The organism is Streptomyces avidinii (assembly GCF_014650695.1).
Classification (GTDB): domain Bacteria; phylum Actinomycetota; class Actinomycetes; order Streptomycetales; family Streptomycetaceae; genus Streptomyces; species Streptomyces avidinii.
The window spans coordinates 373767-387542 of sequence record NZ_BMVL01000004.1; the positions used below are offsets into that span (position 1 = coordinate 373767).

Genomic DNA, 13776 nt, shown 5'->3' on the forward strand with positions numbered 1-13776 from the left:
TCGACGACGGACCGAATTGGTGACGAGGGAAGGGCGCGGCGACGTGGCTAGGGTTCGGACAGGGGTACGCGTCGTGGGCGCCGTGCTCGCGGCGGTACTGGGGGCCTCGCTCGCGGGCTGCAGCAGTACGGGTGGCAAGCGGGCCGAGGAGCGCGCGAAGGACGCCGCGGCGGGCCGGGCCGCCGTCTCGACCCCGCGCTGGACCTTCGCGATGGTCACGCACGCGGGCGACGGCGACACCTTCTGGGACATCGTCCAGAAGGGCGCCAAGGAGGCCGCGGCGAAGGACAACATCAACTTCGTCTACGCCCATGACGACCAGGCACAGCAGCAGGCGCAGTTCGTGCAGAACGCCATCGACCAGAAGGTCGACGGGATCATCGTCAGCCTGGCCAAGCCCGAGGCCCTCAAGGACGTCCTCGGCAAGGCCACCAAGGCCGGGATCCCGGTGATCACGGTCAACTCCGGCTCCGCCCAGTCCGCCGCGTACGGGGCGCTGACCCACATCGGCCAGGACGAGGAGATCGCCGGCGAGGCGGTCGGCACCGAACTGAACAAGCGCGGCCGCAAGAAGGCCGTCTGCGTTCTGCACGAGCAGGGCAACGTCGGCCACGAGCAGCGCTGCGCCGGTGCGAAGAAGACCTTCTCCGGGACGATGGAGAACCTGTACGTCGAGGGCACCAACATGCCCTCCGTCCAGGCGGCGATCCAGGCCCAGCTGCAGGCCGACCCCTCCGTCGATGCCATCGTCACCCTCGGCGCGCCCTTCGCCCCGACCGCGGTCAAGGCGAAGGACGCGGCCGGCAGCAAGGCCGAGGTGGACACCTTCGACCTCAACGAATCGGTGGCCCGCGACCTGAAGTCCGGAGCCCTCGGCTTCGCCGTCGACCAGCAGCCCTACCTCCAGGGCTACGAGGCCGTCGACCTGCTCTGGCTCTACCGCTACAACGCGAACGTGCTCGGCGGCGGCCGCCCGGTGCTCACCGGCCCGCAGATCGTCACCGCCGACCAGGCCGCCGAGCTGGAGGAGTACATCAAGCGGGGCAGCCGATGAGCACGGCCAGGCCCGCCGACGGGCTCGACGAACGGCTCGCCCCCACCTCCACCCTGCGCAAACTGCTCGGCCGTCCGGAACTGGGGTCGGTGGTCGGTGCCGTCGCCGTCTTCGTCTTCTTCTCCATCGTCGCGCCCACCTTCCTGCAGGCCTCCAGCCTCAGCACGATCCTGTACTCGGCCTCCACCATCGGGATCATGGCCGCCCCGGTGGCCCTGCTGATGATCGGCGGCGAGTTCGACCTCTCCGCCGGGGTCATGGTCACCACCTCGGCGCTGGTCAGTTCGATGTTCAGCTACCAGATGACCGCCAACGTCTGGGTCGGCGTCGGGGTGTCCCTGCTGGTCACCCTGGCCATCGGCTTCTTCAACGGCTTCATGCTGACCCGCACCAAGCTGCCCAGCTTCATCATCACGCTCGGCACCTTCCTGATGCTGACCGGCCTGAACCTCGGCTTCACCAAGCTGATCACCGGCACGGTCTCCACCAAGACCATCGCCGACATGGAGGGCTTCTCCTCCGCCCGCGCCCTCTTCGCCTCGCAGTGGACCATCGGCTCGGTCACCCTCAAGGTCACCGTCCTGTGGTGGTTCGCCATCGTCGCCGTCGCCACCTGGATCCTGCTGCGCACCCGCGCCGGCAACTGGATCTTCGCCGTGGGCGGCGGGGCCGACGCGGCCCGCGCCACCGGTGTGCCCGTCGTGAAGACCCGTATCGGGCTCTACATGGGCGTCGCCCTGTGCGCCTGGATCTCCGGACAGCACATCCTCTTCTCGTTCGACGTGGTCCAGTCGGGCGAGGGCGTGGGCAACGAGTTCCTCTACATCATCGCGGCCGTCATCGGCGGCTGCCTGATGACCGGCGGCTACGGCTCGGCCATCGGCTCGGCGGTCGGCGCCTTCATCTTCGGCATGACCAGCAACGGCATCGTGTACGCCCAGTGGAACCCGGACTGGTTCAAGTTCTTCCTCGGCGCCATGCTCCTGCTGGCCACGCTGCTCAACGCATGGGTGCGCAAGCGGGCGGAGGCGACCAAGTGACCGCGACCGAGAAGACCACGACCGCGCCCGGGGCGGCCCCCGCCCTGGTGAAGCTGACCGACGTCAGCAAGTTCTACGGGAACATCCGCGCCCTCCAGGGGGTCTCCCTGGAGGTCTCGGCGGGCGAGATCACCTGCGTCCTCGGCGACAACGGCGCCGGCAAGTCCACCCTCATCAAGATCATCGCAGGGCTGCACCGGCACGACGCCGGCACCTTCGAGATCGAGGGGGAGGAGACCGTACTCGCCAACCCGCGCGCCGCCCTCGACCACGGCATCGCCACCGTCTACCAGGACCTCGCCGTCGTCCCGCTCATGCCCGTCTGGCGGAACTTCTTCCTCGGCTCCGAGCCCACCCGAGGCCGCGGCCCCCTCCGCCGTCTCGACGTGGACCTCATGCGCGAGACCACCCGCGCCGAGCTGCTGCGCATGGGCATCGACCTGCGCGACGTGGACCAGCCCATCGGCACCCTGTCCGGCGGTGAACGCCAGTGCGTGGCCATCGCCCGCGCCGTGTACTTCGGGGCGAAGGTCCTCGTACTCGACGAGCCGACCGCGGCCCTCGGGGTCAAGCAGTCCGGGGTGGTCCTCAAGTACGTCGCCGCCGCCCGGGACGCGGGCCTCGGCGTGGTCCTGATCACGCACAACCCGCACCACGCGTACCTGGTGGGGGACCGTTTCGTCCTCCTCAAGCGCGGCACCATGGCGGGCAGCCACACCCGCGACTCGATCACGCTGGATGAGCTCACCCGGCAGATGGCGGGCGGCTCCGAGCTGGACGAACTGAGCCACGAGCTGGAGCGAGTGGCAGAATCAGGGGCAGGCACCCCACCGACCACGGCCGCCACGGACGGCGCAGCCGGTCCGAGCGACCCGGACGGCGCGTCCGACCCGGCCACCCGAACCACCGCACCCAAGAGGGACGACACGACTCGATGAGCACGTACCGGGACCTCACGCTCACCCACCGGGGGTCGGCGCGAAGCACCGTCCTGCGGACCATCGGGAGCCGGGAGCGCCGCTCGCACCTGACGGCCCCGAGGGTTCCGACGGTCGGCATCGACATCGGCGGCACCAAGGTGATGGCCGGGGTCGTCGACGCCGACGGCATCATCCTGGAGAAGATCCGCACCGAGACCCCGGACAAGTCCAAGAGCCCCAAGGTCGTCGAGGACACCATCGTCGAGCTGGTGCTGGACCTCTCCGACCGGCACGACGTGCACGCGGTCGGCATCGGCGCGGCCGGCTGGGTCGACGCCGACCGCTCCCGCGTGCTGTTCGCGCCCCACCTGGCCTGGCGCGACGAGCCCCTGCGCGACGCGCTGCAGTCCCGGCTCGCGGTCCCGGTCATGGTCGACAACGACGCGAACACCGCCGCGTGGGCGGAGTGGCGTTTCGGCGCCGGACGCGGCGAGGACCACCTCGTCATGATCACGCTCGGTACCGGGATCGGCGGGGCCATCCTCGAAGGCGGCCAGGTCAAGCGCGGCCGGTACGGGGTCGCGGGCGAGTTCGGCCACATGCAGGTCGTCCCCGGCGGCCACCGCTGCCCCTGCGGCAACCGCGGCTGCTGGGAGCAGTACAGCTCCGGAAACGCCCTGGTCCGCGAGGCCCGCGAGCTGGCCGCCGCCGACTCGCCGGTCGCGTACAACATCATCGCCCGGGTCGGCGGCAACGTCTCCGAGATCACCGGGCCGCTGATCACCGAGCTGGCCCGCGAGGGCGACGCCATGTGCGTCGAGCTCCTCCAGGACATCGGCCAGTGGCTGGGCGTCGGCATCGCCAACCTCGCCGCCGCCCTGGACCCGTCCTGCTTCGTCATCGGCGGCGGGGTGAGCGCCGCCGACGACCTGCTGATCGGCCCCGCCCGGGACGCCTTCCGCCGCCACCTCACCGGTCGCGGCTACCGCCCCGAGGCCCGTATCGCCAAGGCCCAGCTCGGGCCCGAGGCCGGTATGGTCGGCGCCGCCGACCTCGCCCGGCTCGTCGCCCGCCGCTTCCGCCGCGCCACCCGCCGACGGGTCGAGCGCTACGAGCGGTACGAGCGCTACGCGCAGCAGCTGGGCCGGCGCGACCCCGCCGGCCCCGAGGACCAGGACAAACAGTGAACCCGCCCACCCTGCCCCACCAGGCCTCCGCCCCCGACGCGGAAGGCCCGCCGCCGCCCACCGCCGAGGACCGCCGGCACGTCGTCAAGCGCCGCTGGATCACCGCGATCATCATTCTGCTGCTGGTCGGCGTGCCCGCGGGCTACCTGGCCATCTCCACCCAGCAGAGCCGCGAGAGCGGCCGTGACAAGGCCGCCCGGGTCGGCGCGTCCAAGGTGCGCCCCGGCTGGCCCTCGAAGGTCCAGCGCAGCATCTACGAGGTGCCGATCCCGCCGAAGGCCTGGCGGGTCGGCTTCCTGGAGACGAACAACTGGCGCACCAGCCGGCTGTTCACCCAGTTCGCGGTGACCCCGGAGGACCTGGACGCCTTCCTCACCGCCGTCGGCACCAGCCGGGCCGCGCTGAACCCGGGCGAGGTGGCGATCTCCCCGCACGACTCGGAGGTCGCGGGCTGGAGCTGGAGCCCGAAGTCCCTCTGGTACGGGACCAGCCTCGAACAGGCGGACCCGCGGCCGGGCCGGGACATCACGGTGGACCTCACGGACCCCGAGAAGCCCCGGGTCTACGTGGTCTCCACCACCACCCCCTGACCGCCCCGGCCCGATCCCGGGGGAAACGGCCTAGCCTGGGATCATGAAGCTCACCAAGCGGCTGCATTCCTGCGTCCAGTTGGAGAAGGACGGGCGCACGCTCGTCATCGACCCGGGCGCCTTCAGCGAACCGGACGCGGGCCTGGGGGCCGACGCCCTGCTGGTCACGCACGAACACCCCGACCACTTCGACGAGGGCCGGCTGCGGGCCGCCCTCGACGCCGATCCGGCGGTCCGGCTGTGGACCCTGCGCAGCGTCGCCGAGAAGCTCGCCCCCGCCTATCCGGGCCGGGTGCACACGGTCGGCCACGGCGACGCCTTCACCGCGGCCGGGTTCGACGTACAGGTGCACGGGGAACTGCACGCGGTGATCCACCCGGACATCCCGCGCGTCACGAACGTCGGCTACCTCGTGGACGGTTCCCTCTTCCATCCCGGGGACGCGCTGACCGTGCCCGGGGTCCCCGTCGAGACGCTGATGGTCCCGGTCCACGCCCCCTGGAACAAGGCCTCCGAGGTGATCGACTACCTCCGCGAGGTCAAGCCGCGCCGGGCCCTCGACATCCACGACGCCTACCTCTCCGACCTCGCCCGGCCGATCTACGACAACGTCCTGGGCGCCCTCGGGGGCACCGACCACGGGCGACTCACCGCGGGCGACTCCGCCGAACTGTGACTGTCGGCGCCGGGCGGTAGGTTGGCACGTATGCGTATCGCCACCTACAACGTCAACTCCATCACCGCCCGGCTGCCGCGCCTGCTGGCCTGGCTGGAGAGCTCCGGCACGGACGTCCTGTGCATCCAGGAGACCAAGTGCTCGGCGGAGCAGTTCCCGCACGACGAGCTGCGTGAGCTGGGCTACGAATCGGCGGTCAATGCCACCGGCCGCTGGAACGGCGTGGCCCTGCTCTCCAAGGTCGGCCTGGAGGACGTGACCCTCGGACTGCCCGGCGGGCCCGACTACGAGGGCGTCCAGGAGCCCCGGGCGATCTCCGCGACCTGCGGCGGCGTGCGGGTCTGGTCGGTGTACGTGCCCAACGGGCGCGAGGTCGAGCACGACCACTACGGCTACAAGCTGGACTGGTTCCGCGCCCTGGCCACCGCCATCGCCGCGGACGCGGCCGGTGCGCGCCCCTTCGCGGTGCTCGGCGACTTCAATGTGGCCCCGACCGACGAGGACGTCTACGATCCGGCCGTCTTCGCGGGCCTCACCCACGTCACCCCCGCCGAGCGGGCCGCGCTGGAGGCGCTACGGGCCGCCGGCCTCTCGGACGTGTTCCCGCGCGCGCTGAAGTACGACCGTCCGTACACCTTCTGGGACTACCGGATGCTCGCCTTCCCCAAGAACAAGGGGATGCGCATCGACCTGGTCTACGGGAACGAGGCCTTCGCCAAGGCCGTCACCGACTCCTACGTCGACCGCGAGGAGCGCAAGGGCAAGGGTGCCTCCGACCACGCGCCCGTCGTCGTGGACCTCGATCTCGGGTAGCCATCCGGGCCGGCGGATCCAGGCGCGCCCTGTGGCCAGCGGCGGATCCTGGTGCGACGCTGGGCGGTATGAACATCCCTTTCCTGGACAACTGGCTGAACCGACGTGAAAAGGAACAGGGTGCGGGACTCGCCGCCGCCCTCGCGGACGACCCCGAGGGCGTCGCCGAGTTGTTCTCGGAGTGCGAGATGCTGCGCGTCCAGGCACGGGCGGCCGGGCTCGAACTCGACGAGTCCCAGGCCTCGTTGGAGGCGCTGGACCAGCTGATGCCCCGCTGGCGCCGGGACCCCGAGGCGGTGCCCTGGCTCGGCAACGACGCCGGCTTCTACCTCGGGACCGTGATCATCCGGACCATCCCCGGGGCGGGCTGGCGGGTGTGGCCCAACGGCCAGCCGGTGATCCGGCTGGCCTCGGGCCGGGAACTGAACGTCATCGAGTCGGGGGTGTCCTGGGCGATGACCGGATCCCCCGAACTGAGCCAGGCCTACGCGGAGGCCTCCGAGGGCTGACGGCCGACAGTTCCGGCGTGTCGCAGGCCCCGTCCCGGGCGAAGTGCCCTTCCGGGGCTGGATAGTTTGCGTGGAAGCCGCCACACCGGCACCGAGACCGACACCGAGACCGACAAGTGGGCAGGGCAGCACATGGCCGTCGAACCGTTGATCGAGCTGCGGGACGTCAACAAGCACTTCGGGGCGCTGCACGTCCTGCGGGACATCAACCTCACCGTCGGCCGCGGGGAGGTGGTGGTGGTGATCGGCCCCTCCGGCTCCGGGAAGTCCACCCTGTGCCGGGCGATCAACCGGCTGGAGACCGTCGAGTCGGGCACGATCCTGATCGACGGGGAGCCGCTGCCCGCCGAGGGCAAGGAGCTGGCACGGCTGCGGGCCGAGGTGGGGATGGTCTTCCAGTCCTTCAACCTGTTCGCGCACAGGACCGTCCTCGCCAACGTCTCCCTCGCGCAGGTCAAGGTCCGGGGGCGCCGGAAGGGCGAGGCGGACCAGCGCTCCATGGAGCTGCTGGAGCGCGTGGGCCTCGCCGACCAGGCCCCGAAGTTCCCGGCCCAGCTCTCCGGAGGCCAGCAGCAGCGCGTGGCCATCGCCCGCGCCCTCGCCATGAGCCCCAAGGCGCTGCTCTTCGACGAGCCCACCTCCGCGCTCGACCCGGAGATGATCAACGAGGTGCTGGAGGTCATGCAGCAGCTCGCACGCGAGGGCATGACCATGGTCGTGGTCACCCACGAGATGGGCTTCGCCCGCTCCGCCGCGAACCGGGTGGTCTTCATGGCCGACGGGCAGATCATCGAGGACCGCACACCGGAGCAGTTCTTCACCGCCCCCGAGAGCGACCGCGCCAAGGACTTCCTCTCCAAGATCCTCAAGCACTGACGGCGCGGCCGACCGCCGCCGGGCGGACCCGGCAGCGGCCGTGTGTCACTGCTCGCGCAGCGGCACCGACACATAACTGGGATCGGTGCGCGGCGAGGAGAAGGTCAGCTGCGCACCCGCGGGGTTGTGCTCGATGTAGAGCGGGTCGACGGTGTCGACGACCAGGGCGAGCCGGTGGCCCGCGGGAACGTCGTAGGCGGTGGAGAACAGTTCCAGGTCCACCCCGAAGGCCTGGCCCGGAGCCTTCCCGTGGAAGGTGTACGGGGCGTTGCTGACGAGCTTGCCGATGCCGAGCGGGCCGACGTCGTAGAGGTACGCGATGAAGGTGCCGTCGGCCTTGGTGGGCGTGAGCGTGGTGTGCAGCTTCACGGTGCCGCGCACCCGGCGGGCCGTGTCGTAGCGCTCCGACTGCCAGACGCCCGCGAAGGCCCGGGGCAGGAGCGGGACGGAGGCGATCGGCGGGACCTTGACGAACTGGTCGAGGACGCTGGAGAGGAGGACGACACCGCCGTTGGCGCCCGAGTCGACGTTCGCGAACAGGTGCTCGCTGTCGGAGAGCGCGAGTCTCTCGGTGCCGCCGGAGCCGACGGACTTCCAGTCGGCGTAACCCTCGTACCCGTCGTCGCTACGGGACTTGATCTGGACCGGGGCCTCGGTGTCGATGCCGTTGCGCTCGCCCTTGAGGTAGCGGTCGAACCAGCGGTGCGCGTTGGTCCAGGTGTCGTTGGGCAGCCCCAGCAGACCGGTGCCCTCGGCGGTGGCGTGGTCCCCGGGCCGGAACTCCAGCCGCTTGGGGCCGGTCAGCCGCTCGTAGAACGTCGCGTACTGGTTGGGCGGGAAGATCGTGTCGCCCCAGGCGTTGCCGAGCATGACCGCGGTGCCGTTGGCGTTGATCCGGTCCAGCTGCTCGGCCGGCGACCGCTTGCGGCCCCACTCGATCATCTGCTGTTCCCGGTCCAGCCGGGAGCCGAGGAAGTCGCTGAGGAGCGACTGGAGTTCGGGTCCGGGACGGCCCGTGAGGTATCCGGCGGCGCCGAGCAGTCCGGCGGCCTGGCGGTGCTGGGTGCGCCCGGAGTAGATGGACTCGATGAGGTCGGCCCAGCCGCTCATCGCGACCACGGCCTTGACCCGCGGGTCGTGCGCGGAGGCGAGCAGGGTGATGCCGGCGCCGTACGAGACCCCGCCGAGGCCGATGCGGTCCGCGTCGGCGGGGGAGTTGGCGAGGGCCCAGTCGATGACGGCGCTGACGTCGGCGACGTCGGGCGGGCCGGCCACCTCGATGCTGCCTCCGGAGAGCCAGAAGCCGCGGGAGGTGTAACTGACCACGACGTAGCCGGAGTCGGCGAGCTTCTTGGCCTGCGCGATGTATTCGATCTGCGGCAGGCCCCAACTGGTGGGCAGCACGATCAGCGGGTACTTCCGGCCGCTCTCGGCTCCGGCCGGGGTGAAGACGTTGCCCTTGAGGGTGATGCCGCCGGAGCCGGGGATGTCGTGGAAGCGCACCTGCGACGAGGGGTCGGCAGCGGCCGTCACGGAGCTGGTGGGAGCCGCCTGGGCCTGGTGGGGGGCCAGGCCCAGGGCGGCTGCCGCCAAGAGGGTCGCCACGGCCGCGGCGGTGGTGGTGCGTTGCATCTAGCGCTCCTCGCGTACGCCGGGGTTGTCAAAGTGACCCGACGGTAACGGGAGCGTGTTACCGAAAGTAACCCATGAGTAAGTTACGTGCCGGTAACGATTGGGTGGTTGCGGTGGATCAACTGCGGTCCGGCGCTCAGCCGTTCTGCGGAGCGCCGGACAGGGCGCTCTTGGCCTTCCACTGGTCCCACGACAGGTTCCACTCGCCGTAGCCGTTGCCGATCTCGGCCTGGCCCTTCGAGCCCCCGCCGACCACCTCGAAGGGGTCTCCGACCTGGGACTGCCCGAAGAACTCCTTGGCGTCGGCGTCGCTCATCCCCACGCAGCCGGAACTGCTGTTGACGCGGCCGAAGGCGCCCTCGTTCCACGGGGCGGCGTGCGCGTACATGCCGGACCAGGTCAGCCGCATCGAGTAATCGACCATCTTGTCGTAGGCGTTGTCCAGGCCCACCGTCTGGGAGTCCATCCGGATGGTGCCCTCCTTCGTCATGATGACCATCTTCCCGGACCAGGAGGCCTTCTTGCCGCCGGGAGTGCCGGCCGAGATCGGGATCGTCCTGAGCGCCTGGCCGTCCTGGGTCACCGACATCTTCTTCGTGTCGAGGCTGACCTGGATCCGGCGGTCCTTGCCGATCTTGAAGTCGGTGTTGTAGTCCCGGGCGAACAGACCGCCGCCCTTGCCGGAGTCCACGCCGTTCAGGTGCATCTCGACCTTCACGTCCGTGCCGGACTTCCAGTAGTCCTTGGGCCGCCAGTCGACACGGTCCTTGCCGTCGTGATCCTTGATCCAGCCCCAGGAGCCCTCGGTGTTGTCCGAGGTGGTGACCTTGAGCTGCTTCTCGACCTCGGCCTTGTTCGTCACCGGGTTGTCGAAGACGAGGGACACGGGCATCGCCACGCCCACCGAGCTGCCCTTGGAGATGTTGATCGAGACCTTGTTCACCTTGTCGGCGGGTCCGGTCTTGAACTGCGCGGTAGCGCTCTGGCTGTCCGTGTTCTGCGCCTCGACCTTGTACTCCGCGCCGGGCGGGGCGTTGCGCTCCGAGGTCCAGGTCTTTCCGTCGTCGGATATCTTCCCCGGCAGTTCCGCGCCCTTGGCGTCGGTCACCTTCACCTGGGCCAGCTTGCCCTCGGCGACGGTCACGATCACCGGCTGACCCGCCTTGACCTGATCGCCCGTGAGGTTGACCGAGACCGCCATGGCCGCCTTCGGCTTCGGCTCGGCCTTGCCCTTGTCGTCACCGCCACCGTCACTGCCGCCCGAACAGGCGGTCAGCGAGGCGGCAAGAAGTGCGGTGCCCGCCATGGCGGTGCGGCGTATACGGCTCAACGAAGGGCCCTTTCCAGGAGCGGCGAAGGTGAACATCCGCAAAAGAGGATGCGAACCACTCGACTTCAGGTTCCGCAATCGGGGAAAAAATTCGTCCTTTCTCTTGTGACGTCGACCGCAGCGAAACGGTCATCATCCCGTCACAAACGCCGCGCACTTCGGTCACGGTCGGCTGTGACAGTCCGGTGAGAGCCCGTCAGGACGAACAGGAAGGCCGGCAGCTGTGTGTGCACTGCTCGTGAACCCCGCCCAGCAGGACCATGACCAGGACCGGGAGCTCCGCGTGCGCACCCTGTCGGTCGCCGAATACCAGGCTTTCCTTTCCCGGCACGGCGGGGCGAGTTTTCTCCAGTACCCGTCCTGGGCCCGCGTAAAGGACCTGTGGCGCTCGGAAAGGGTCGGATGGCACTATCCGGACGGAGAGATTCAGGGTGCTGGGCTCGTGCTCTACCGGCAATTTCCCGGAACCCGCAAATACTTCGCCTACCTTCCCGAGGGCCCCGTCGCCGACTGGTCCGATCCGCACATCGACCGCTGGCTCACCCCGCTCATGCGCCACCTGCGCACCTCCGGCGCCTTCGCCGCCCGCATCGGCCCCACCCCCGCCTACCGCCGCTGGGACGCGGCCACCGCCAAGTCGGGCTCCGGGCCCGGCCGGCAGATATCCGACGTCCTCGCCACCGAGGTCGATCCGGTGGGCGCCGCCCTCGCCGACCGGCTGCGCACCCGCGGCTGGAGGCGGTGCGGCGGCGAGGACGACGGCGACGCCCAGCCCCGCCACGTCTTCCGCGTGCCACTGGCCGGCCGTTCCCTCGACGACGTGTGGGCCGGCCTCAACCAGGAATGGCGGCGCAACGTGCGCAAGGCCGAGAAGGCCGGTGTGCAGACGGTCATCGGCACCTTCGCGGACCTGCCCGAGTTCTACCGCCTGCTGCGCATCACCGAGGAGCGCGACGGCTTCCGCCTCGGCCGCTCGCTCGCGTACTACGAGCAGCAGTACAAGGTGCTGAACGAGGAGGAGCCGGGCCGCATGCGGCTCTACCTGGGCGTCCACCAGGGGGAGATCCTCGCGGCCCACACGATGATCACCGCCGGCAGGCGCGTCTGGTACCAGACCGGCGCCTCCGCGGACCACCGCCGCGAAGTACGGCCCAGCAACGCCCTGCAGTGGCGCATGATGTCCGACGCCCACGCCCTCGGTGCGCTGGAGTACGACATGCGCGGGGTACCCTCCACCCTCGACCCCGCGGCGCGTTCGTACGGTCTGCTGCGCTGGAAGCTCGGCACCGGCGGACAGGTCGTCGAGACGCTCGGAGAGTGGGAGATACCGATGGACGGAGTCGCCAACACGGCGCTCTACAAGGCGTTCCAGGCCTACCTGGCCCGCCGGTGACGGCCACCGACACCGGCACGGCCACCGGCGCGGGTGCGGCCGCCGACAGCGGCACCGGATCCGACACCGACACCAGCACCGGAGCGGCCGCCCCGCAGGGCACCGGCGGCGCGGCACCCGCGAAGACCTCGGTGCTGCGCAGCGGCGTGCTCATGGCGGCCGGTTCGATCGTCTCCCGCGCCACCGGCTTCATCCGCTCCGCCGTCGTCGTCGCGGCGCTGGGCACCGGACTCCTCGGCGACGGCTACGCCGTCGCCAACACGGTCCCGAACATCATCTACATGCTGCTCATCGGCGGCGCGCTCAACGCCGTCTTCGTACCCGAACTGGTCCGGGCCGCCAAGGAGCACGCGGACGGCGGATCCGCCTACACCGACCGGCTGCTCACCGCCTGCACCGCGGCCCTCGTGGCGCTCACCGCCGCCGCGGTCCTCGCCGCACCGCTGATCGTCTCGGCGTACACCGACTACAGCGGCGCCCAGGCGAGCACCACCGTGGCCCTGGCCCGGTACTGCCTGCCGCAGATCCTCTTCTACGGGCTCTTCACCCTGCTCGGCCAGGTGCTGAACGCCCGCGGCCGGTTCGGCGCCATGATGTGGACCCCGGTCCTCAACAACCTCGTGATCATCGGCGTCTTCGGGCTCTTCCTCTCCATCTCCCACGACGCCGCAGGCGGCCTCACCGCCGCCGAGACCCGGCTCCTGGGCCTCGGCACCACCGCCGGCATCGTCCTGCAGGCCCTCGCCCTCGTCCCCTCGCTGCGCGCCGCCCGCTTCCGCTGGCGCCCCCGCTTCGACTGGCGCGGCAGCGGCCTCGGCCGCCCGCTGCGCAACGCGGGCTGGCTGGTGATGCTCGTCCTCACCAACCAGATCGCCTACTGGGTCGTCACCCGGCTCTCCACCACCACCGGGCAGCACGCCGTCGAGGCCGGCCTCGCCGGCGGCGCCGGCTACACCGCCTACAGCAACGCCTACATGCTGTGGATCGTCCCGCAGGGCATCATCACCGTCTCCCTCGTGACCGCCCTGATGCCCCGGATGAGCTCGGCCGCCGCCGAGGGCGACCTCGCCACCGTGCGCCGCGACGTCTCCTACGCCCTGCGCTCCAGCGCCGCCCTCGTGGTGCCGGCCGCCGCACTGTTCGCCGCCCTCGCGCCCTGGGTGATGGGCAGCGTCTTCGAGTACGGCCGCACCGGCGCCGCCGACATCGAGGTCATGGCGGGCATGCTCATCGCCTTCGCACCCGGCCTGATCGCCTTCTCCGCGCAGTACGTCCTCTCGCGCGGCTTCTACGCACTCTCCGACACCCGGACCCCCTTCTTCCTGAACCTGGTCATCGCCGGGCTCAACGCCGGGCTGTCCGCCGCCGCCTACTTCCTGCTGTCCCCGCGCTGGGCGGTCACCGGCATGGCCGCAGCCTCCTCCATCGCCTTCCTCGCGGGCGCCGCCGTCACCGCGTACACCCTCGCCCGCAGGCTCGGCCCGCGCACGGGGACCCGTACCGAACGGCGCGCGAGTGCCGTACGGACCCACGTCCGGCTGCTGGCCGCCTGCGCGCCGGCGGCCGTCGTCGGGTACGCGGCCGCCCGCGCCGCCGACCCCTTCGGCAACTTCGCCGCGGTCGGGGCGGGAACCGCCGCCCTCGCACTGGTCGTCGTACTCCTCGCCGGGCCGCTGCGCCTGACGGAGATCACCGACCTGCTGGACTCCCTGCGGCGCAAGATCGGCCGGTAGCCGGGGGAGGCCGCGCACCACCC

General features: G+C 70.6%; 13 protein-coding genes. 11 read left to right on the top strand and 2 right to left on the bottom strand.

The window, feature by feature from the left end; genetic code table 11:
* Positions 1 to 43: 43 nt before the first annotated feature.
* The 9 genes from IE257_RS12665 to IE257_RS12705 all read left to right on the top strand — a co-directional run bounded on the left by IE257_RS12665 (position 44) and on the right by IE257_RS12705 (position 7665).
* The gene (locus tag IE257_RS12665; RefSeq protein WP_443728821.1) at positions 44 to 1054 is read left to right on the top strand and encodes a substrate-binding domain-containing protein; all 1011 of its coding nucleotides are present in this window, start codon (positions 44 to 46) and stop codon (positions 1052 to 1054) included.
* Positions 1051 to 2094, top strand: a complete 1044-nt coding sequence (locus tag IE257_RS12670; protein WP_189967897.1) for an ABC transporter permease — start codon at positions 1051 to 1053, stop codon at positions 2092 to 2094. Before IE257_RS12665 ends, IE257_RS12670 begins: the two co-directional genes overlap by 4 nt.
* Complete coding sequence (locus tag IE257_RS12675) at positions 2091 to 3032, top strand: ATP-binding cassette domain-containing protein (protein ID WP_229920305.1); 942 nt, start codon at positions 2091 to 2093, stop codon at positions 3030 to 3032. Before IE257_RS12670 ends, IE257_RS12675 begins: the two co-directional genes overlap by 4 nt.
* Positions 3029 to 4201 carry an ROK family glucokinase gene (locus IE257_RS12680; RefSeq protein WP_189967899.1) on the top strand — a complete coding sequence of 391 codons (1173 nt, stop codon included), beginning with the start codon at positions 3029 to 3031 and terminating at the stop codon, positions 4199 to 4201. Before IE257_RS12675 ends, IE257_RS12680 begins: the two co-directional genes overlap by 4 nt.
* Positions 4198 to 4791 (top strand): hypothetical protein, encoded by a 594-nt coding sequence (locus IE257_RS12685; RefSeq protein WP_189967901.1) that lies wholly within the window; start codon positions 4198 to 4200, stop codon positions 4789 to 4791. The genes IE257_RS12680 and IE257_RS12685 overlap by 4 nt, the downstream gene beginning before the upstream one ends.
* A gap of 43 nt (positions 4792 to 4834) precedes the next feature.
* Positions 4835 to 5467, top strand: coding sequence for an MBL fold metallo-hydrolase (locus IE257_RS12690; protein WP_189967903.1), 633 nt, complete (start codon positions 4835 to 4837; stop codon positions 5465 to 5467).
* A 30-nt stretch (positions 5468 to 5497) separates the two neighbouring features.
* Positions 5498 to 6280, top strand: coding sequence for an exodeoxyribonuclease III (locus IE257_RS12695; protein ID WP_189967905.1), 783 nt, complete (start codon positions 5498 to 5500; stop codon positions 6278 to 6280).
* A 68-nt stretch (positions 6281 to 6348) separates the two neighbouring features.
* Positions 6349 to 6789: a DUF6278 family protein gene (locus tag IE257_RS12700; RefSeq protein ID WP_189967907.1), complete on the top strand. Its 441-nt coding sequence runs from the start codon at positions 6349 to 6351 to the stop codon at positions 6787 to 6789.
* A 132-nt stretch (positions 6790 to 6921) separates the two neighbouring features.
* Positions 6922 to 7665: an amino acid ABC transporter ATP-binding protein gene (locus IE257_RS12705; RefSeq protein WP_189968326.1), complete on the top strand. Its 744-nt coding sequence runs from the start codon at positions 6922 to 6924 to the stop codon at positions 7663 to 7665.
* Positions 7666 to 7710: 45 nt separating this feature from the next.
* Here IE257_RS12705 and IE257_RS12710 read toward each other — a convergent pair whose 3' ends face one another.
* Both IE257_RS12710 and IE257_RS12715 read right to left on the bottom strand, forming a co-directional pair.
* A complete protein-coding gene (locus tag IE257_RS12710; protein WP_189967909.1) occupies positions 7711 to 9297 on the bottom strand; it encodes a CocE/NonD family hydrolase in 1587 nt (528 codons plus the stop codon).
* A gap of 136 nt (positions 9298 to 9433) precedes the next feature.
* Positions 9434 to 10663 (bottom strand): L,D-transpeptidase, encoded by a 1230-nt coding sequence (locus IE257_RS12715; protein WP_372452999.1) that lies wholly within the window; start codon positions 10661 to 10663, stop codon positions 9434 to 9436.
* Positions 10664 to 10850: 187 nt separating this feature from the next.
* Here IE257_RS12715 and IE257_RS12720 point away from each other — a divergent pair, with 187 nt between their 5' ends.
* Entirely contained in the window at positions 10851 to 12020 is a 1170-nt protein-coding gene (locus IE257_RS12720; RefSeq protein WP_189967911.1) for a lipid II:glycine glycyltransferase FemX, read from the top strand.
* Positions 12021 to 12151: 131 nt separating this feature from the next.
* Positions 12152 to 13753 carry a murein biosynthesis integral membrane protein MurJ gene (murJ, locus tag IE257_RS12725; protein WP_229920339.1) on the top strand — a complete coding sequence of 534 codons (1602 nt, stop codon included), beginning with the start codon at positions 12152 to 12154 and terminating at the stop codon, positions 13751 to 13753.
* Positions 13754 to 13776: the final 23 nt, after the last annotated feature.